This is a genomic window from Methylocapsa sp. S129, assembly GCF_009765995.1.
Lineage (GTDB): Bacteria > Pseudomonadota > Alphaproteobacteria > Rhizobiales > Beijerinckiaceae > Roseiarcus.
This window is the reverse complement of record NZ_LMUI01000060.1, coordinates 283,175-302,632: the sequence shown is the minus strand read 5'-3', so window position 1 is coordinate 302,632 and position 19,458 is coordinate 283,175. Positions and strand designations below refer to the sequence as shown.

Below are 19,458 nucleotides of genomic sequence, written 5' to 3'. Positions count from 1 at the left end.
GCGCCTGCTCGAAGTCGGGGACCTCCACGCCTATTACGGCAAGAGCCATATTTTGCATGGCGCCACCTTCAGCGTCGGCGAGGGCGAGATCGTCAGCCTGCTCGGGCGCAACGGCGTCGGGCGCTCGACGACGATCAAGGCGATCATGGGCGACGTGCCGCCCAAGGGTTCGATCCGCTTCAAGGGCGAACAGATCGCCGGCCTGAAGCCGCACCAGATCGCGCGCAAGGGGCTGGGCTATGTCCCGGAAACGCGCGACATCTTTCCCGCGCTGACCGTGCGGCAAAACCTGATGCTCGGAGAAAAAGGCGGCAAGGGCGCTCGGCGCTGGACGATGCCGGACATGTTCGGCATGTTTCCGCGGCTCGAAGAGCGCGCCGATACGCCGGGCGGCGTTCTCTCCGGCGGCGAGCAGCAAATGCTGACGATTTGCCGGACGCTGATGGGGGATCCGGACCTTATCATGATCGATGAGCCGACCGAAGGTCTTTCGCCATTGATGGTGGAGCATGTCGGCCGCCTCCTGGAGGAGATCGCCAAGCGCGGCGTCGCGATACTGCTGGTTGAACAGAAGCTCGCGATCGCCCTGAGAATCAGCAAGAGGCTCTATGTCATGGGGCACGGCAAGATCGTCTACGAAGGCACGCCCGCGGCGCTCGAAGCCGCCTCGGCCATTCGCAAGGAATGGCTTGAAGTATGAAGTCCGGACACCGCGCGTGTAATCAACGCCGGCCGGAGCCTTGTCCAACCATCCCGTAACAGCCAAGCGGAGCCGCGATCGATCTTGGGAACCAAGATCGCGCTTCCTCGTTTATGAATCATATGGGCTTGTTGATCGGAGGGTTGACAAATGGTTCGCAATTTATGCCTTGGCGTCGGCATTCTTGCCGGCCTGCTCGCCTTTTCGACCAGCGCGTCCGCATTGCCGGACATCGGCGTTTTCTCCTACCCGCCGCAGACGGATAATTACGCCGACGACCGTCCGCTTGCCGCCCCGATCCCCCGCGAAACAATCGCCTATGACGGTTCCTACCGGCCCGGCTCCATCGTGATCGACACCAGCGAGCGGCGGCTCTATTTCATATTGCCCGACCATCAGGCGATCCGCTACGGCATTGGCGTCGGCCGCCCGGGCTTTGCATGGTCCGGCGTCTCGCATATCGCGATGAAGCGCGAATGGCCCGACTGGACGCCGCCCGCCCAGATGCTGCGCCGGCACCCCGACCTGCCGGCCCATATGGAAGGCGGCATCGACAATCCGCTCGGCGCCCGCGCGATGTATCTTGCGGGAACGCTGTATCGCATCCATGGCTCGAACGAGCCCGACACGATCGGCCAAGCGGTTTCCTCGGGCTGCATCCGCATGACCAACGACGACGTCATCGACCTCTACGAACGCGCCAAAGTCGGCGCCACCGTCGTCGTGCTGCAGGGCGCCCCGCAACAGGCCGATGCGACGCCGACCGAGTGAAGTCCGTCTGTGAACCTCGGCCGTCATGACCAGCAAAGCGTGGCCATGACGGTAATGGCGTGCGGCCATGCTTTTGGCTAGAAGGAACGAGGAGCGGCAAACAAACGCCGCTCTGATCACCCTCCCAGCCCTCATGAAGCGATGCCGTCCATGTCCGGGTTTCAACCGATCCACGAAGCGGTGATCGCGGAATTGCCGAATTATTATCGCGGCAAGGTCCGCGAGAATTACGATCTGCCGGACGGGCGCCGCATCATCATCGCAACCGACCGCCTCAGCGCCTTCGACCGCGCCATCGCGTCGATTCCCCTGAAAGGTCAGGTGCTGACGCAGATGGCGCGCTTCTGGTTCGAGAAAACGGCCGATCTCTGCCCGAACCATGCGCTCGAATATCCCGATCCCAACGTCGTCGTCGGGCAAAGGCTCGACATCCTGCCGGTGGAGTTCATCGTGCGCGGCTATCTCGCCGGCGCCACCGGCACGTCGCTCCTCACCCTGTACAAGCAAGGCCAGCGGGAGATGTACGGCGCCCGCTTTCCCGATGGATTGCGCGACAACCAGGCGCTGCCCGAAGCGATCGTCACGCCGACAAGCAAGGCTTTCGACGGCGGGCATGACGAGCCGCTATCTGCGGAAGAAATCATGAGCAGCGGGCTCTTGACGGAGGCGCAATGGCGAACGGCATCCGGTCACGCCTTGGCGCTCTTCGCGCGCGGCCAGGCGATGGCGCGCGAGCGCGGGCTCATCCTCGCCGACACGAAATACGAATTCGGCACGGATCGAGAAGGTCGTATCGTGCTCGCGGACGAAATCCACACGCCCGACAGCAGCCGCTATTGGTTTGCGGCGACTTATCCTGAGCGCTTCGCGAGGGGCGAAAGGCCTGAGAGCTTCGACAAGGATTTCGTGCGCAACTGGGTCGCCGCGCGCTGCGATCCCTACAAAGAGCCAATCCCCGAAATTCCCGACGCGCTGATTGCGCAGACGACGCAGGTCTATATCCGCGCTTTCGAAACCATCGCCGGCAGGGCCTTCGAACCGCCGGCGCCGGGCGAGGCGCCGTTGGACAGGATACGGAAAAACCTCGCTCGCTATTTCTGATGGCCGCCCTTGTTCGCCGTCGCCCGAGCGCCGCTCACACCGGACAATTCAGCATCCACTGGACGCCAAATTTATCGGTCAGCTTGCCATAATAGGCGCCCCAGGGCTGTATTCCGAGCGGGGTTGTGATTTTTCCGCCCTGGGCCAGACGATCAAAAAATTGCCTGGTCTGATCGCGATCGTCCATCATGAGGATATGCGCCGAACCGCGCATCGGTTCGGCGTCGTCATTGTCGGAAGCGTAGAAAAGAACGCCCGGCCCTTCGAATTTCGCATGCATGATTTTGCCGCGCATCGCTTCGTTTTTCACCGGCGCGCCATTGGCGCCATAGCGCATCGCTTCAACAGTTTTTCCCAAACCGCATTGCGAATAAAAGTCGAGCGCCTGCTCGCAGGCGGTGGTGAAGAAAAGATAATTCGATAGAAGCATGCGGATGTTTCCTCCACGCATTGCCAGCGACACCGATCAGCGCGCCAATTTGGCGCCCTGTCGCTCCCAAATCCCGACCTGCGTCTCCTGGCCTATTGGTCGTTATCGTTCCCTGCCGCGGCCGCCAACCTGTCGGCGAAAAGCGCGATGGTCTTGGCGTAGACCGGCGCCTTGTTCCATTCCAGCAGGGCGGCGAAATTCGGCTGACCCTCGTCCCAGCCGGCGCCGCCGCGCCAGCCGTTAGCGTGCAGGAAATTGGCGGTCGAAGCGAGAGCGTCGGCGGGATTGTTGATCAGATCGCCGGCGCCGCCATCAATGCCGACGGCGTATTTCAAGTAGGACGAGGGCATGAATTGGGTCTGGCCGATTTCGCCGGCCCAGGCGCCGCGCATTTCCGAAGGCTGTAGATCGCCGCGTTGCACGATTCTCAGCGCATCCAGCAATTCCGCATGAAAGCGCTCCGACCTGCGGCAATCATAGGCTAGCGTGGCGAGCGCGCTGAAGCTCTGGAAGTTGCCGGAGCCGGCGCCAAAACTCGTCTCCAACCCCCAAATCGCCACCAGCACGGATCCTGGCACGCCATAGCGCTGTTCTATCCGATGCAGCGGGCCGGCGTAGCGCTGTAGCAGGCTCTTGCCCTTCTTGACGCTATAGGCAGTCACCCTTCGCGCGGAGAACTGCTCGAGACTCTGATGGAAGGCCCTTTGGCCGCGATCATGCGAAATAACCGATTCGTCGTAGGAGACGTCGGCGAGCGCGGATTCGATCGCCGATGGGGAAATGCCCTGGCTTCTCGCCTCCTGCTTGAACGAGGCGAGCCAGGCATCGAACCCGTCGCCATTGTCGCCACATTGCGCGGCGCGCGCCGGCGCGCCGCCAAGCATTATCGCCGCCGCGCCGGCGAGCGCCGCGGTTCTCAGCGGCGTCATTTTCATAAAGCGAGCAAGAACCATCGGCTTTGCACTCCCTGGAGCATCTCCCCACAAAAGGGGACGCTGGCTTCGCCAAAGTCAATGAGACAAAGCGATACTGGCGAAACAGGGCCGAACCTTGACCCGTGCATGCGCAAGTGACCCCGAAGGTGGGGATCGCCGACTGTCCCGTTCCGCATTCGATCGATTGAATGCTCCGCCAGTATGCGCAATTCAAGGCATTTTCAACAAGTTCGACCGGCGCGTTTAACCTTATTTTCCCGCTGCATAAATCTGTTGCAAATTCAAAGCATAATCTTCGCCAAGGTTTGCGCTTTAAATGACGCTCAAAGTTTCGCGAGTCGGGTAACCAAATAACGTTTCTTTGATTGTGCGATCTCGCGCAGGACGGATAATTTGTTGGGTGAAAGCGGACCGTAAGTCTCAATTCTGTTGCGTTTCTTACGTCGGGAGGCTGCTTTGATCGATCATTCCTCAAAGATTCCGTCCCGATATGCCGCGATTCACCCCCCCTCGCGTCGCCGCCACCGCCGAACGCTGGCCGCATTCATGGTTGGCGCGGCCCTCGCGGCGGCTGGATGGGCGGTCGTTCAGCCCGGCGGCAAGGGCGCGGCGGCTCGCGGCCCGGCGACCAATTCTGCCGTCGAATTCCTGACCAATTCTGGCGGCTCCGCGCCTTCCGCGACTGCTTCGAGCCCGGCGGCGGCGCTGGACATATCGCCGGCGCACAAAAGCAAAACTATGGTGGCGGGCGCCACTCTGATGTCGGGCCGCTCCGTCTGCGTCAGGCTTTGCGACGGCGCATTCTTCCCCATCGCTCCCGTTTCCAGCAGCGCAGATTTGGCCGGCCATGAGGCGAGCTGCGAGGAGACCTGTCCGGACGCGCCGACCGCCCTTTATATTGAGCCCACCGGTTCAGACAGGATCGAAGACGCGGTCTCCACGACCGGCGCTCCTTATACCGCGCTGCCCGTTGCGCTCCGCAACCGAACGATTTTGGATAACACTTGCACGTGCCATCGCTCGATCGCCCAAGGCTACAGCCGCTCCCTGCTGCACGACCTGACGCTGCGCAAAGGCGATTCCGTCATGACGCCAAAAGGCTTCGTGGTGTTTCAGGGACAGAAACATTTGCCCTTCGCGCGCGAGGATTTTGTCGCCCTGATGCAAGCGCCGATGCCGGGCGACAATCGCGCCGCCCTGCTGGCGATCGAACGCGCGAGCGCAACGAATCCACCGATTGGCAGAAATGGATCGAGGCTGGCGTCGAAACCATTGCGGCCGGAAAAATTGGCGCAGTAAACGCGCGCGGCGTGTGGCGCCCCGCTTCAGAACATCGCGGCTCTCTGGCGATGCTTCTTGCGCGTCGGACGCTCCCAGACGATTCCCGGAAAACCCTTGAGCGGCGCGAGCGGCTCGCCCGCATAGGTCCAGTCGCGCAGCTCGTCGATCCCCACATGATAGCGCGGCTCGCGGCCGGTTCGTTGATCGAACAGCGCGCGTGGAACATTGACCATATGCGGCGAATGCGCGCGCTCGTAGAACAGCGGCGTGCCGCAGCGGCGGCAAAAGCTGCGCGCCGTGCGCGTCGCCTTGTCTTCGTGGCGCGCGATCTCGTCCTCGCCTTCGGTGACGCGGAAACGCTTGCGCCAGCTCCCGACATAAGTAGCGTAAGCCGCGCCATGCGCGATCCGGCTGGCGCGCGTGTGATCGTGCCAAGCCCAGCGTGCGGGAAAGCCAATCTCGATATGGACCGCGCCGCACAGGCATTGGCCGGCGACGCAGCCGGATCGTTCGGGTTCTCGTTTGTTCATCGAGGGCGCCACATTAGCCAAAACGGTATCAAGCTTAACGCGCGCGGAATGGGCCCGCAATTCGGTTTCGGCCAACCGAAGCAAAGCGAAGCGCCGCCCCATTTCCGCCTCGCTTGTCGGGACACTCCATGTTTTTTCGCCCATGGAGGATGAGGAAATGATCGCTGGCGAAGCCCCGGGTCTAACTGTGAGACAGCTTCGTCCTTTCGTGCCGGCCAGAGACTTTTCCGTCAGCCAGAAATTCTATTCGGCGCTTGGTTTCGAAGTGCATCCCCTTGGCGAAGGCCTCGCCGAGATTCGCTTGGAGCAACATGCGTTCTTGTTGCAAAACTATTATGTTGAACAATGGGCCGCGAATTTCATGATGCATGTCCTGGTCGACGACCTTCAAAGATGGTGGTGGCACATAAAAGAGCTCGATCTTTCGTCACATTTTGACGTCCAGGCGCCCAGCCCCCCGAAGTTGGAGAGCTGGGGGCTGAATGTCGCCTATGTGTCTGATCCCTCAGGGGTGCTCTGGCATTTCGCCGAAACCCCTTCGAAGCCGATCCGGTGAGCCGATTGCGCCAGGAAGCGACTCATCGGTCGCCATGAAGATTGCGGGATGCGCCTAACGCCTTCAAACTGCGGCCGCCAGGCTTCGAGCGTGGCCCTACGTTCCTCATCATGAAGGAATATTGATGACCGATATCGCCCCCGGCGCCGCCCCTTCCACAAATGAGATCCCCGCCGACGATCCCCATCGCCGACTCGCGGTTTCCGATCTTGACGATCCGAACATGCGCCACATCTCGCTGGCGGGCGGCGCCTATACGATCCTGTTGACGGGCGCTGAGACGGGCGGCCGCTATTGCCTGATCGACATGCTTGTGCCGCCTGGCGGCGGACCGCCACCGCACCGTCACGATTTTGAGGAGATGTTCACGATCCTCGAAGGCGAGATCGAGCTGACTTTCCGTGGCGAGACTCACAAGGCGGGCGCCGGCGTCACTGTGAACATCCCCGCCAATGCGCCGCACGCGTTCAAGAACAAATCGGACAAGCCCGCGCATCTTCTGTGCCTATGCGCGCCGCCGGGCCAGGAGGAATATTTCATGGCCGTCGGCGATCCTATCGCTAGCCGCGCGGCGCGACCGCCAAAACTCAACCCGGCTGAGCTGACCGAGCGCCGCGAACGCGCAAAGGCGCTCGCCGCCCAATATCGTACGGAGTTTCTGGTATGAAGGTCCTGGTTCTGGGCGCGACGGGTGGCACAGGCCGTGAAATCCTGCGCGAAGCGACGGCGCAGGGTCATTCCGTCGTGGCGCTGGTGCGCTCGAAAGCGAAGGCGGAGGGACTGGCCGGCGCCGAACTCGTCGAGGGCGACGCGCGCGACGAAGCGGTTCTGTCGCGCGCCCTTGTCGGCTGCGACGCTGTGATCAGCTCTCTGGGCACGCCGGTGAGTCCGTTCAAGGAAGTCACGCTTCTTTCAACCGCGACGCGTGCGCTTGTGCGGGCGATGGATGGCGGCAAAGTCCGCCGTCTCGTCTGCATCACGGGCCTGGGCGCCGGCGACAGCCGCGGACACGGCGGCCTGGCTTTCGACATGTTGGTCATGCCGCTGTTCCTTCGCAAGGTCTATGCGGACAAGGATCGCCAGGAGGCTGTCGTGCGCGCCAGCGATCTCGACTGGGTGCTGGTGCGGCCCGTGGTTTTGAACGATAAGCCCGCCAAAGGCTCGGTGCGCGCGCAAACCGATCTCTCAGATATCCATGGCGGGAGCATCGCGCGGGCGGATGTCGCCAAATTCGTCGTTCAGCAACTGACCGACGATACATGGCTCCGCCGCGCGCCCCTCATCGCCTGGTGAGTTTTGCCGATGCGCCACTCGCCGCTCGCGGCTATCCGCGAGCGGCTGAGACCGTGGATGCCCGAATATCAGCAATCGGTCTTGGTCTTGGTTTCGCTGTTGCCCATTCCGTCCGTCCTGGTGACGGACTTGGACGCACAGCCGTTCGCGTCGGGCGGCGGGGCGTCGGCGGCGCGCCGTTCGATCACGACGGGGGCCTGGTCATGTTGAACCACGACAGGCGGCGGGTTATCGGTGCCGATAACGCACGCGCCGAGCGGCCCGATATGCGCGCCGACCGCGCAGTCGACACGTTGAACGTTGGACGCGGCGTAATGCGTAACTGGCAGCATCGTCGCCTGGGTGCTGGCTACGGAGGCCAATATTGCCCCGGCGCCGACGACGGTGGCGGCCGAGTAGCTCAATAATTGACGTATAGACATGACTTTTCCTTCCGTTTGCGCCTCAATGGCGATGGGTGAAGTGCGACGGATTGGAAGTCGCGGCTCAATAACGCGAAGCGGTCGAAAAGGCTCCGCACCGCGACCGTCATTCTTATTTGACGCGCGATTTCAGGGTCTTCGTCGGCGTGCAATAGCGGCGCTCCGCCCGCCATGATGATGAGCGTCATCTGCCGCTGGCAGTCTCGTCTTCGTCATAGCCGGGCCAAATTCGGCCATGAGGTACGTGGTTCGTAAAATCAGCGCAACCGAAGAGTCGCCCGGTGAGAGCTTTGGCCTCAGCTACTCGGCAGCCCCGGAATGTCCACGCCGAAAGCCTGCAGCAGTAGGATTGTGTTCAGCACAAGAATGAGCAGCGTTCCGAGGATCGCGGCGACATTGGTCAGGCGGCTGTTGGCGAAAGCGCCCATGATGTCTTTGCGGCGCGTGAACATCAGCAAAGCGATGACGGGCGCGGGCAGGGCGAGGCTGAGGATCACTTGGCTGACGACCAGCGCACTGGTCGAATTAACGCCGAGCGCGACGACGATGAAAGCGGGGATCATCGTGACGAGACGGCGAATGATGATCGGAATGCGGAAGCCGACAAAGCCCTGCATGATCATTTGCCCCGCCATCGTGCCGACCGCCGAACTCGACAGGCCCGAGGCCAGCAGCGAGACCATGAACACGCCTGCCGCGCCCGCGCCGAGCAGCGGCGTCAGCGTCGCATAGGCGGTCTCGATTTCGGCGACGTCGCTATGACCCTCGTGAAAGGCGCTCGCCGCCATCAGCAGCATGGCCATATTGACGAGGCCCGCGACGCCGAGCGCGATGACCACTTCGATGTTGGAAAAGCGCACGAGTTTGCGTCGCTCGCCGTCGTCGCGCGCCGGCGCGCGCGCCTGCGTCAGGCCGGAATGCAGGAAGATCGCATGCGGCATGATCGTCGCGCCGACGATGCCGACCGCGATCGTCAGGGCGCCGGCGTCAGGCAGTTGCGGCGCGAACGTATGGAATGTGGCCGCGCCCCAATCGATCGGTGCGACAAACATTTCGAGGAGATAGCAAATCGCAATCACGCCGACGAGACTGCCAATGATGATCTCCATCGGGCGAAAGCCGCGTCGATCGAACATTAGGATCGCATAGGTCAGCACCGCCGTGACCGCCATGCCGAGGATCAACGGGATGTGCAGCAACAGGGAAAGGCCGATGGCGCCGCCGAGGAATTCGGCAAGATCGGTCGCCATCGCCGCCACTTCGCTGACGATCCACAAGGCGTAGACGACGGGCTTGGGAAAATGTTCGCGGCAGAGTTCGGCGAGGTTGCGCCCCGTAACGATGCCGAGCTTGGCTGACAAAGCCTGGAACAGCATGGCGATGATATTGGCGGCGAGCACGACCCAGAGCAGCGCATAGCCGTATTTCGAACCCGCCTGGATATTGGTGGCGAAATTGCCGGGGTCCATATAGGCGATCGAGGCGATCACCGCCGGCCCGGCGAACAGCAGCGGGCTGAACCGACGCGCCTTGCCCGCCAGCACATCGCGAATGCCCTCGACGGTGCGATCCGTAATCCCCGTTCGCGCCATGACCTCGCTCATCGTCATCCTCAGGCTCCTTAACGTCTCTCCTGCACAATGTAGCCATTGCTACACCATAGTCAATAGGCTGTGAAACTGCGCCAGGGCTGGACGCCGTCGTCCGGCAAAACCGCAGTTGCATTTTGCAGCCAAGGCTGCATATCAAGAAGCGCGATCACATATTGTCACGGCGGCCGAAGGCATAACGTTGCGGCGGGTCGCGAGCGGGGGCGGTTTGGTTACGAAAAAGCGCAGCAAGAGTTCGGCATCCGCCAGCACGGAACTGGCGACCGAGCCCGTGCAGGCCGACCGCTTCAGCAAGGCGCGTTCAGCGCGCTCGGCCTCGATGCTTGAAGACTATACCGAACTGATCGCCGACCTGATCGCCGCCAATGGCGAAGCGCGTACCACCGACATCGCGCGCCGGCTTGGCGTCGCCCATCCGACCGCCAGCAAGACCATTGCGCGGCTGAAGCGCGAAGGGCTCGCGACGGCGCGCCCCTATCGCGGGATATTTCTGACCGAAGCGGGCCTCGCTATGGCCAATAGCGTGCGTCAGCGCCATCGGCTCGTCGTTGATCTCCTGATCGCCGTCGGAGCGCCGCGCGAGGCGGCGGAGGCCGACGCCGAGGGCATCGAACATTACGTGTCGGACGCGACGCTGCGCGCCTTCGAAGCGTTCCTGCATGGGCGCGGACAGCGCTAATGACCCTCCGAAGCTTTCAGCATCTGCCGGACCACTTCGCCGGTGCGCAGGTCATGCTGGAACATGATCTCGCCCGCCTTGCGGCCGTCGCGTTCGGCAAAGGCTTTCATCAGGAGATCGTGTTCAGCCATCGCCTCGGTCCAACGCGCCTGTGAGGCCAAAGCCGCGTGACGGCCGCGCCTTGCCTTGAGTATCAGCGAGGCGTGGGTCGCCTCCAGAATGGCGTTCTTGGCGGCAGCGACGATGGCGACGTGGATCTCGTTATTGAGCTTGAAATATTCATGGAGATTGCCAGCCTGATGATGGAGCGCCATGCGCTCATGCATGCGCTGGAGCCTGGCGAGTTCGCGCGACGTCATGCGCTCGGCCGCGAGTTCGCAAGCGTGGCGTTCGATGCCGCCGATCACCTCAAGAAGCTCGCTGATCGTTTTGGCGGACAGCGCCGCGACGCGGGCGCCGCGGCCTGGCAGAAGCTCCACCAATCCCTCCGTCGCAAGCAGCTTGACGGCCTCGCGCACAGGCGTCCGCGACACGTTGAGCGCTTCGGCCAGATTGAATTCATGCAACCTTTCGCCCACCGCAAGATCGCCTTCGATGATCATGTCGCGCAGACGATCCACCGCCGCTTCATGTAACGGGCGTTGCCGCGCCGGCCGCTTCTCCACATTGGGCGCTGGCCTTTCGGTCGGCGGCCGCCGTTTCAAGATGTTTTCAGTCGTCATCTTATGCGTCAGCTCTTGTGCCCAGATGTTGAGCAAGTTGAACAGTTTCTGATATTTTTGCATGCAGAAATTACAGTTTTTGCATGCATTCTTATGATCGCTATCGGAAAACTCTTATAATATCAATCTACTAATATCAACGCTATCGTTGGCACGGTGGATGCAAGGGGTTGCCGTCTAAGCCATGGCTGCGTTTGGCGCAGCGTCTCGTCCCCCGCCGCCTGGGTGCGCATCGGTCAGCGGGTTCCTGAAAGCAAGCATCTGAGGGCCGCCAATGGGCCTGACAACCAGGAGACTGCAATGAAAACATTCTTCCAGAGAATTGCTGAGCCCATTGAACGGCGAGGCGCTTCGGTTCTCGCTGCCGGCCTGATCGGTCTGGCGGCGCTGGCCCCGCCGCACGCCGCATCGGCTGAAGACCGGTTCGTTCCCGCCGCTCCCGAGGCCGGGGTCGAAATTCCGGCGGCGACGATCAAGTTCGGCATGCGGCCCTATGCCGACAATACATTCTACATCATCGGCATGAAGAAGGGCTGGTTCTCCGACGTCGGCATCAGCTTCGATCCGGCGCCCTATGGGTTGAAGGCTAATGACTCGAACGTGACGACGCTCCTGCTCAACGGGCAACTCGATTTGATCTCCGAATTCTGTCCGCTGATGCTGCCGACATACAAGGACGCGAACAAGCTCAAATGCATCGGCTTCACCGATAATTTCCTCGCTAATGCGATCCTCGCCAATCCCAAGCTCAAACTGAAGACGTTCAAGGAATATATCGCCGACGGCCTGAGTTTCGATGCGGCGCTGAAAGCGACGCTCGCGCCGATGAAGGGCAAGACGCTGGTCGGGGCGCCGCAGCTCAGCGATCGCGCCTTTGAGGAATATATCAACAAGACCTCCGGCGCTGATTTCAAGCTCGAGGTCGTGGACGACGCAAAATCGCTGGTGCTCGCCAAGGCGGGCCGTGAGGATTTCGTCAATCCAGAGGGCGCGCCGATCGTCTACACCCTGCGTCAGGACGGTTGGACCAATCTCGTCGACATCGGCGATCTCATCAAATACGGCCCCGGCGGCGTTGAATCGCCGATCGAGCCGCTGATCGGCATCGTCGGTCTCGGCGCCAATTCCGACTATGTCAACGCCCATCAGAACACGGTTCTGCGCTTCATGTCGGTTGTCTGGCGGATCATCGACGCGACCAAAGCCGACCCCTCGCTTTATGAGCTTCAGGCTCCTTATCTGAACTCGTTCGCCGGAACGAGTCTCGACGGCAAGGGCGTTGAGAGCACCGTCAACATCCTGCATCCCTTCACGACGTTCGACGCCGACAAGCAATATTACGACGACAAGGACAGCACGGTTTATTACGCCAATGTCTGGAGCGCGATCATCAAGGACTTTGAAGCGCACGGCATCATCCCGGCCGGCAAGGTCACGCCGGACGATGTCGTCTGGGGCGGCCCGATCTGGAAGCAGCTTGTCGATTACCGGGCGAAGACCGATGATCTGATGGCCAAGCTCAAAGGCATGACGCTTGCTTCGGACAAGCAGGCTTTGGCCGACAAGGCGAAAACGTTCTACGCCGACTATGACTTCCTCGACGCCTATCGCCTGGCGCTCGCGGCTTCGCAGTAAATAGTGACGTTCGTGAGAGGCGCAATCGGATGAGTTTGACCGCTCGATCAAAGACGCAGTCCGACCTATCGGGTTCGCTCTTTTCCCGGCTGAAAACCATGCTGGCGGCCCTTGATCCCTTCCAGATCGCCGGCGTGATCCTCTTCGTCGCTATCTGGCAATCGCTGACGCTCCGCTTGCCCGCGATCATCCTGCCGACGCCGCTCGGGGTCGTGGAGCGCCTGTTTGCTGATTTCCTGTCTGCGCCGGCGCTTTCGTATTACGGGGTCAGCGAGGCCAATCTCTATGGCAACCTCATCTACACCGCTGAGAATGTCGCCGTCGCGGTGATTGCAGGATCGGTCATTGGCATTTTGACCGGCCTGCTTTCCGCCCGCTTCGGCCTGATGCGCGCCATCGTCGACCCCATCATGATGACGGCGGGCACGGTGCCTATCCTCGTCGCCGCGCCATTTCTTTTGATCTGGTTCGGCGTTGGGCGCGCGAGCGCCGTCTGCCTCGTCGTCTTTTATGTCGCGGTTATCCTTTATGTGTTCGCGCAACGCGCCGCGACCAATCTCGATCCTGTTTACGAAGAATCCGCGCGCACGCTTGGCGCCACGCCACGCCAGATGGTGCGCGACATTCTCGTGCCCGCGACGGTTCCAGAAATCCTCGGCGGCCTCAGAATCGCGTTGGCGGGCGCCTGGGGCCTTGAGGCGATCGCGGAATTGCTCGGCTCGCAATCGGGCGTCGGCAAAGTGCTCGAAGCGCTTGCCGGCGCCACGGACCCGCAGGGCATTATGGCGACGCTGCTCGCGCTCGGGCTAACGGCGATCATTGTCGACGCGCTCGCCGCTTTGGCGGTCTCGCGCGCCGCGAGTTGGAGCGCCTCGGCGCGTTAGAGGTATGGCATGAACACTCGCGTCGATTCTCGCATGATTGAACTCGTTCATGTCAATCGATCGTTCAAACGCGCGGATGGCCAAACGGTTAAAGCCGTTCAGGATGTCTCCGTCGTTGTCGAGGAGGGGGAGTTCGTCTGTCTTGTCGGTCCGTCCGGCTGCGGCAAGAGCACGCTGCTGCAGATGGTGGCCGGTCTGCTCGAACCCTCCGACGGCGGCATCGCTGTCGCGGGAAAGGAAATCTCGGGCCCAGGCCGCGAGCGTGGCATGGTGTTCCAGAAAGACAGCGTGTTTCCCTGGATGCGCGTCATCGACAATGTCGAATATGGCCTCAAATGCAGAGGCGTCGCCGCCGCGCAGCGTCGCGACATCGCGCGCACCTATCTCGCACGTGTCGGCCTTGCGCATGTCGAAAGAGCGTGGCCGCGTGAATTGTCTGGCGGCATGCTCAAGCGCGTGGCGATCGCCACGGTGTTCGCCAATGGCGGCCGCGTCTTGTTGCTCGACGAACCGTTCGGCGCGCTCGACTATGTCACGCGGCGCCAGCTTCAGTCCGTCCTGCTCAACTTGTGGGACGAGGGCGGATCCGCCGCGCGCCGCACCATTCTATTCGTTACGCATGACGTCGACGAGGCGCTGGCGCTCGCCGACCGCATTTTGGTTTTTCACAGCGGGCGCCAGGTCGACGATCTCGCGGTGACCGCCGAACGACCGCGCACCGTCGATAGCCTGTTGCTGCCGGATATGGTCGCCATCAAACGCAAGCTACTGGCCCATCTCGGCCTCGAAGAGGGGTCAGCGGCCTCGAGGATCGCCGCGAGCCATGAGGCTGGGGTATGATTGCGACGACGCGCGCGCGGCGCGGTCGATGGATTTCCGTGGCGGTGTTCCTGGCGCTCGCCGTGATCTGGCAGATTCTGTCGATGGTCTACACGGTCGAAGCCCAGCCCGGAGAACCGATGATCGCCGGCTGGCAGATTCTCTTCACCAAGACGTTCCTGACGCTTTCAGACTATTGGCAGGGCGGCCTCGGCGTTCCCACTGTCGCCGACGGCGCCGAACGATCTTATCTTGCGGCGCTCCTTTCCGTTCTCTCGCATTCGGCCGACACCATCGGGCGGATGGCGCTCGGCCTCTTGCTGGGCGGCGCGGTTGGCTTGTTGTTGGGGCTCGCAGTGTCGTGGTCGCGGTGGACGCGCCGGCTGTTCGATTGGCCACTGCAGTTTCTGCGGACGTTGCCGCTTCTGGCGATGGTGCCGTTGTTTCAGCTTTGGTTCGGCACGTATTTTCTTGGCGAAGTTCTGTTTGTCGCCTATGGCATCGCGGTTATCGTCTTCGCCGGCGCGGTCAATGCCGTGCGCAATGTGCCGCAGATCTACATCGACAATGCGCGCTCCCTCGGCGCTTCGCGGTGGACGCTCTACCGGACTGTGATTCTGCCGGCGATTTTCCCCGCAATGCGCTCGACGATTCTGCTCAGTCTGGGCGCGGGCTGGAGCGCCGTGCTCGGCGCCGAATATCTGGGCGCCCAGTCGGGATTGGGCTTCATCATCGTCTACGCCCAGCAATTCGCCTATCTCGACCGCATGTTTTTCATCGCCTTGTTGTTCATTCTCTACACGTCGATCAGCTATTGGGCGATTGGCCGGCTCTCCGCCCGTCTGCTCGCCTGGGCTCCTCCTTCGCAACGCCGGTGATTCGATGACGAGAGAATTGTTGCGGCTTTCGGCAAGGGAATTGACGAGCGGGCTTAGCTCGGGCGCATGGCGCGCGACCGATGTGATGGCCGCCTATCTCGCCCGCATCGAGACATGCGAATCCGCGGTCCGCGCCTGGGCATGGATCGATCGCGACAAGGCGATGTCCGATGCGGCGCGGGCGGACAAATTCCGTGCGAGCGGGGCCACTCTTGGATCGCTGCATGGCTTGCCGATCGGCGTCAAAGACATCATCGACACGGCCGATATGCCGACCGAATACGGCACGCCGATCCATAAGGGGCGACGGCCCAAAGCCGATGCGACGATCGTCGCTCGGCTCAGATCCGCCGGGGCGATCATCCTCGGCAAGACGGTCACGTCGGAGCATGCGGTGTATGTAGCGGGGCCGACGCGCAATCCACTGGATATCGCGCGCACGCCAGGGGGATCTTCAAGCGGTTCGGCCGCCGCCGTCGCCGCTGGAATGGCGCCGGTCGCGCTCGCGACGCAGACGAACGGTTCGATAATCCGGCCGGCGTCATTCTGCGGCGTTGTTGGCTATAAACCCGGTCTCGGCTTGCTGCCCCGCACCGGAATATTGAAACAATCGACTCTTCTCGACCATCCCGGGATCGTCGCGCGCAACGTCGCGGACGCCGCTCTGGTCGTCGAGACGATCGGCGGCGAAGAGACCGGCGACGAGCAGACTTTGGGTTCATCGGCGGCCGGATTGCTGGAGGCGGCGCTCCAGAAAGGGCCTCGCCCGCGCTTCGCCTTCGTGCGCGGTCCATATTGGCGCCGCGCCGATTCGCAGACGCGCGACGCTTACGAGGCCTTCGCGAGTCAGTTGGATGCTGAGGTCGATGTTGTCGATTTGCCGTCCGCCTTCGATAGCGCGGTGGAAATTTTGGGCGTCATCATGGATTCCGGCATCGCCCGTGCTTATCGCGAGGATTTCGCCAGCGCACGCTCGCTGATGGCGGATGTGCTGGTGCGCATCATCGAGCATGGGCGAAGCATTTCCGCCGTCGAATTGCTCGATGCGTTTGCCGCCCGTGAAGAGCTGAGGCGTTTGTTCGACGCACTCGCGGCTGCCTATGACGCCGTCCTGACGCCCGCCGCTTGCGGCGTCGCGCCGTTTGTCTCGGAGGGAACCGGCGACCCGATTTTCGCGACAATCTGGACGCTGATCGGCGCGCCCGCCATCACGCTGCCGCTATTGAAAGGCGCCGGGGGCCTGCCGCTCGGCGTCCAACTCGTCGCCGGAACGCGCCAGGATGCGCGTCTCCTGAAAGCGGCGGCATGGCTCGAGCGCGCTTGGGAAGGCTCCTCATAGCGCCGCAACAAAGGATGGCCATTCGGTCCTCTCGATACGCCACACGAAAGCGGTAAACATTCAAGCGGAGGCGCCTTTGCGCATTTTGGTTTTGAATCCCAACACCACCGAATCGGTCACGGCCTTGATGATTGAGGCTAGCCAATCCGTGGCGGCCGCGGGGACGGAACTGGTTCCCATGACTGCAAAACGTGGCCTGCCGTATATTTCGACGCGCGCCGAAGCGCAGATCGGCGGCGCGATCGTGCTCGAAATGATCGCCGAGGCGCATCGCAGCGTCGATGCGGTCGTTATCGCCGCTTACGGCGATCCAGGCTTGCTTGGTGCGCGCGAATTGTTTGACATACCGGTAATTGGGATATCGGAAGCCGCGATGCTGACGGCTTGCATGCTCGGCCAGCGCTTTGCTCTTGTCGCTCTTTCGACGGCTTTCAACGGCTGGTATCGCGATTGCGTCGAGATGCACGGCCTGACTGGGCGCTGCGCCGGAATTTATGGTCTCGACCAGTCTTTCACGTCGATCGCCGATGTTCAGGATGAGAATCTTGAGGCGCTGGTGGCGCTCGCCAAGGGCGCCATCGAGGCTCAGGACGCCGACTCGATTATTTTTGCCGGTGCACCGCTCGCCGGGCTTGCGCGGAAAGTGCGTGAGAGAATTCCCGCGCCGATCATCGATCCCATCGCCGCGGCGGTTAAACAGGCCGAAGCGCTGATCGCGCTGGCGCCCCGCAAGGCGCCCCTCGGCTCGTTCAAGCGGCCCGCCGCCAAGACTTCCGTCGGCCTGCCCGCCTCGTTGTCCGCTTATATCGCGCAATTGGAGGATCGGCGCGGCGCATAGCGCCCCGCGCAGCGATCTAACTCTTCCCTCTGTTCTGCCTGTTGTCGATCAGGTCGGTCACCACGCCGGGGTCGGCGAGAGTCGAGGTGTCGCCGAGCGCGCCATATTCGTTTTCGGCGATCTTGCGCAGGATGCGGCGCATGATCTTGCCCGAGCGCGTCTTGGGCAAGCCCGGAGCGAACTGGATGAGGTCGGGCGAGGCGATGGGGCCGATTTCCTTGCGCACCCAGCCGATCAGCTCTTTACGCAAAGCTTCGGTGGGCTCCGTGCCCGCCATCAATGTGACATAGGCGTAGATCCCCTGGCCCTTGATGTCGTGGGGATAGCCGACGACCGCGGCTTCCGACACCTGGGCGTGCGCGACCAGCGCGCTCTCGACTTCCGCCGTGCCCATGCGATGGCCCGAGACATTGATGACGTCGTCGACGCGGCCGGTGATCCAGTAATAACCGTCCTCATCGCGCCGGCAGCCGTCGCCGGTGAAATATTTGCCGGGATAGGTCTTGAAATAGGTCTGCACGAAGCGCTCGTGGTCGCCATAGACCGTGCGCATCTGGCCGGGCCAGGAATCGGCGATGACAAGATTGCCTTCGGCGGCGCCGTTGAGCACGACGCCGTCAGCGTCGACGATTTGCGGCTGCACGCCAAAGAACGGTAGCGTCGCGGAACCCGGCTTCAGCTTCGTCGCGCCGGGCAGTGGCGTGATGAGAATGCCGCCGGTCTCGGTCTGCCACCAGGTGTCGACGATCGGGCAGCGGTTGTCGCCGACAACGCGGTGATACCATTCCCACGCTTCAGGGTTGATCGGCTCGCCGACCGAGCCGAGCAGACGCAAAGAGGCGCGGCTGGTCTTTCTGACGGGCGCTTCGCCTCCACCCATCAACGCCCGGATGGCGGTCGGCGCGGTATAAAATATGTTGACCTTGTGCTTGTCGACGACTTCCCAGAAACGGCTGGTCGTCGGGTAATTGGGAATGCCCTCGAACATCAGCGTCGTCGCGCCATTGGCGAGCGGGCCATAGACGATATAGCTGTGCCCTGTCACCCAGCCGACATCGGCCGTGCACCAGTAAATGTCGCCTTCGTGATAGTCGAAGACATATTGATGGGTCATCGAGGCGAACACGAGATAGCCGCCGGTCGTATGCACGACGCCCTTGGGCGCGCCGGTCGATCCAGAGGTGTAGAGGATGAACAGCGGATCTTCGGCGCCCATATGTTCGGGCGGGCAATCGTCCGAGGCGCGCTCCATCGCCTCGTTGAGCCACACGTCGCGAACGGGATTCCAGGCGACCTCGTCGCCGGTGCGCTTAACGACCAGCACATGTTTGACGCAGCCGGCCTTGTCAGCCGCGATATCGACATTGGCCTTGAGCGGCACCTTGCGGCCCCCGCGCAGGCCCTCGTCCGCCGTGATCACCACGGCGGATTCCGCGCCTTGAATGCGGCCGGCGAGCGCATCGGGTGAAAAACCGCCGAACACGACGGAATGGATCGCGCCGATCCGCGCGCAAGCCAGCATGGCGTAGGCGGCTTCGGGGATCATCGGCATATAGATTGTGACGCGGTCGCCTTTTTTGACGTCGTGCGCGCGCAACACATTGGCGAGGCGCGAGACCTGGACGTGCAACTCCGCGTAGGTGATGCGCCTCGACTCGGCGGGATCGTCGCCTTCCCACAGAATAGCGGTTTGTTGCGCGCGCTTGGGCAGATGACGATCGATGCAATTATGGGCGACGTTGGTCAGCCCGTCTTCGTACCATTTGATCGAGACGTTCTTGGAGTCGAACGACGTGCGCTTGACTTTGGCGAAGGGCTTGAACCAGTCGATGCGCTTGCCTTGCTCGCCCCAGAACCCATCGGGGTCCTTGATCGAGCGGGCGTAAAGCTCCTGATAACTCGCCTCGTCGACCCAGGCGCGCTTCTCCCATTGCGCGGGAACGTCATACACCTTGCCGGACAATCTGCACCTCCCTGGGCGTCGCGCTTCGTGCGCGTCTTGCTCGCTGCTTCAGCTATTATGTCAAAGATGGCT

Annotated in this window: 21 protein-coding genes; 14 read left to right on the top strand and 7 right to left on the bottom strand. The window is 62.2% G+C overall.

Going from position 1 to position 19,458, the window contains the following annotated elements; all coding sequences use genetic code 11:
- The first annotated feature begins 4 nt into the window (after positions 1-4).
- The 3 genes from GSQ90_RS31765 to GSQ90_RS31755 all read left to right on the top strand — a co-directional run bounded on the left by GSQ90_RS31765 (position 5) and on the right by GSQ90_RS31755 (position 2,572).
- Entirely contained in the window at positions 5-700 is a 696-nt protein-coding gene (locus GSQ90_RS31765) for an ABC transporter ATP-binding protein (RefSeq protein ID WP_158819039.1), read from the top strand.
- Between the two features lie 150 nt (positions 701-850).
- Positions 851-1,471 carry a L,D-transpeptidase gene (locus GSQ90_RS31760; RefSeq protein ID WP_158818982.1) on the top strand — a complete coding sequence of 207 codons (621 nt, stop codon included), beginning with the start codon at positions 851-853 and terminating at the stop codon, positions 1,469-1,471.
- A 150-nt stretch (positions 1,472-1,621) separates the two neighbouring features.
- The gene (locus GSQ90_RS31755) at positions 1,622-2,572 is read left to right on the top strand and encodes a phosphoribosylaminoimidazolesuccinocarboxamide synthase (RefSeq protein WP_158818981.1); all 951 of its coding nucleotides are present in this window, start codon (positions 1,622-1,624) and stop codon (positions 2,570-2,572) included.
- A gap of 34 nt (positions 2,573-2,606) precedes the next feature.
- Here GSQ90_RS31755 and GSQ90_RS31750 read toward each other — a convergent pair whose 3' ends face one another.
- Together GSQ90_RS31750 and GSQ90_RS31745 are read right to left on the bottom strand one after the other, a co-directional pair.
- Positions 2,607-3,002 (bottom strand): VOC family protein, encoded by a 396-nt coding sequence (locus GSQ90_RS31750; RefSeq protein WP_158818980.1) that lies wholly within the window; start codon positions 3,000-3,002, stop codon positions 2,607-2,609.
- A gap of 92 nt (positions 3,003-3,094) precedes the next feature.
- On the bottom strand, positions 3,095-3,931 hold the full coding sequence (locus tag GSQ90_RS31745; RefSeq protein WP_158819038.1) for a lytic transglycosylase domain-containing protein: 837 nt from the start codon (positions 3,929-3,931) through the stop codon (positions 3,095-3,097).
- Positions 3,932-4,483: 552 nt separating this feature from the next.
- Between GSQ90_RS31745 and GSQ90_RS31740 the strand changes: the two genes are divergently transcribed.
- On the top strand, positions 4,484-5,236 hold the full coding sequence (locus GSQ90_RS31740) for a DUF2865 domain-containing protein (RefSeq protein ID WP_158818979.1): 753 nt from the start codon (positions 4,484-4,486) through the stop codon (positions 5,234-5,236).
- A gap of 26 nt (positions 5,237-5,262) precedes the next feature.
- Here GSQ90_RS31740 and GSQ90_RS31735 read toward each other — a convergent pair whose 3' ends face one another.
- Positions 5,263-5,748 carry a GFA family protein gene (locus GSQ90_RS31735; protein WP_158818978.1) on the bottom strand — a complete coding sequence of 162 codons (486 nt, stop codon included), beginning with the start codon at positions 5,746-5,748 and terminating at the stop codon, positions 5,263-5,265.
- A gap of 157 nt (positions 5,749-5,905) precedes the next feature.
- Here GSQ90_RS31735 and GSQ90_RS31730 point away from each other — a divergent pair, with 157 nt between their 5' ends.
- From GSQ90_RS31730 to GSQ90_RS31720, 3 genes are all read left to right on the top strand, one after another.
- A complete protein-coding gene (locus GSQ90_RS31730) occupies positions 5,906-6,304 on the top strand; it encodes a glyoxalase (protein ID WP_158818977.1) in 399 nt (132 codons plus the stop codon).
- Positions 6,305-6,428: 124 nt separating this feature from the next.
- A complete protein-coding gene (locus GSQ90_RS31725) occupies positions 6,429-6,971 on the top strand; it encodes a cupin domain-containing protein (protein ID WP_158818976.1) in 543 nt (180 codons plus the stop codon).
- Positions 6,968-7,597 (top strand): NAD(P)-dependent oxidoreductase, encoded by a 630-nt coding sequence (locus GSQ90_RS31720; protein WP_158818975.1) that lies wholly within the window; start codon positions 6,968-6,970, stop codon positions 7,595-7,597. Before GSQ90_RS31725 ends, GSQ90_RS31720 begins: the two co-directional genes overlap by 4 nt.
- Positions 7,598-7,665: 68 nt before the next feature.
- On the opposite strand, the gene GSQ90_RS31715 is transcribed toward GSQ90_RS31720, so the two are convergent.
- Both GSQ90_RS31715 and GSQ90_RS31710 read right to left on the bottom strand, forming a co-directional pair.
- Entirely contained in the window at positions 7,666-8,019 is a 354-nt protein-coding gene (locus tag GSQ90_RS31715) for a hypothetical protein (RefSeq protein ID WP_158818974.1), read from the bottom strand.
- Between the two features lie 296 nt (positions 8,020-8,315).
- Entirely contained in the window at positions 8,316-9,623 is a 1,308-nt protein-coding gene (locus GSQ90_RS31710; protein ID WP_158819037.1) for an Nramp family divalent metal transporter, read from the bottom strand.
- Positions 9,624-9,837: 214 nt separating this feature from the next.
- On the opposite strand from GSQ90_RS31710, the gene mntR reads away from it, so the two are divergent.
- Positions 9,838-10,308 carry a manganese-binding transcriptional regulator MntR gene (mntR, locus tag GSQ90_RS31705; RefSeq protein WP_158818973.1) on the top strand — a complete coding sequence of 157 codons (471 nt, stop codon included), beginning with the start codon at positions 9,838-9,840 and terminating at the stop codon, positions 10,306-10,308.
- Here the strand turns inward: mntR and GSQ90_RS31700 are convergent.
- Positions 10,305-11,093 carry a GntR family transcriptional regulator gene (locus GSQ90_RS31700; RefSeq protein ID WP_158818972.1) on the bottom strand — a complete coding sequence of 263 codons (789 nt, stop codon included), beginning with the start codon at positions 11,091-11,093 and terminating at the stop codon, positions 10,305-10,307. The genes mntR and GSQ90_RS31700 overlap by 4 nt on opposite strands.
- Before the next feature lie 237 nt (positions 11,094-11,330).
- Here GSQ90_RS31700 and GSQ90_RS31695 point away from each other — a divergent pair, with 237 nt between their 5' ends.
- From GSQ90_RS31695 to GSQ90_RS31670, 6 genes are all read left to right on the top strand, one after another.
- Complete coding sequence (locus GSQ90_RS31695) at positions 11,331-12,665, top strand: hypothetical protein (RefSeq protein ID WP_158818971.1); 1,335 nt, start codon at positions 11,331-11,333, stop codon at positions 12,663-12,665.
- Positions 12,666-12,694: 29 nt separating this feature from the next.
- Positions 12,695-13,549, top strand: a complete 855-nt coding sequence (locus tag GSQ90_RS31690) for an ABC transporter permease (protein WP_158818970.1) — start codon at positions 12,695-12,697, stop codon at positions 13,547-13,549.
- A gap of 9 nt (positions 13,550-13,558) precedes the next feature.
- Positions 13,559-14,389, top strand: coding sequence for an ABC transporter ATP-binding protein (locus GSQ90_RS31685; RefSeq protein ID WP_158818969.1), 831 nt, complete (start codon positions 13,559-13,561; stop codon positions 14,387-14,389).
- Positions 14,386-15,246 carry an ABC transporter permease gene (locus tag GSQ90_RS31680; protein ID WP_158818968.1) on the top strand — a complete coding sequence of 287 codons (861 nt, stop codon included), beginning with the start codon at positions 14,386-14,388 and terminating at the stop codon, positions 15,244-15,246. The genes GSQ90_RS31685 and GSQ90_RS31680 overlap by 4 nt, the downstream gene beginning before the upstream one ends.
- Positions 15,247-15,250: 4 nt before the next feature.
- On the top strand, positions 15,251-16,585 hold the full coding sequence (locus tag GSQ90_RS31675) for an amidase (RefSeq protein ID WP_158818967.1): 1,335 nt from the start codon (positions 15,251-15,253) through the stop codon (positions 16,583-16,585).
- Between the two features lie 76 nt (positions 16,586-16,661).
- Positions 16,662-17,423 (top strand): aspartate/glutamate racemase family protein, encoded by a 762-nt coding sequence (locus GSQ90_RS31670; protein ID WP_158818966.1) that lies wholly within the window; start codon positions 16,662-16,664, stop codon positions 17,421-17,423.
- A 16-nt stretch (positions 17,424-17,439) separates the two neighbouring features.
- Here the strand turns inward: GSQ90_RS31670 and acs are convergent, their stop codons facing one another.
- Positions 17,440-19,386, bottom strand: coding sequence for an acetate--CoA ligase (acs, locus tag GSQ90_RS31665; protein WP_158818965.1), 1,947 nt, complete (start codon positions 19,384-19,386; stop codon positions 17,440-17,442).
- Positions 19,387-19,458: the final 72 nt, after the last annotated feature.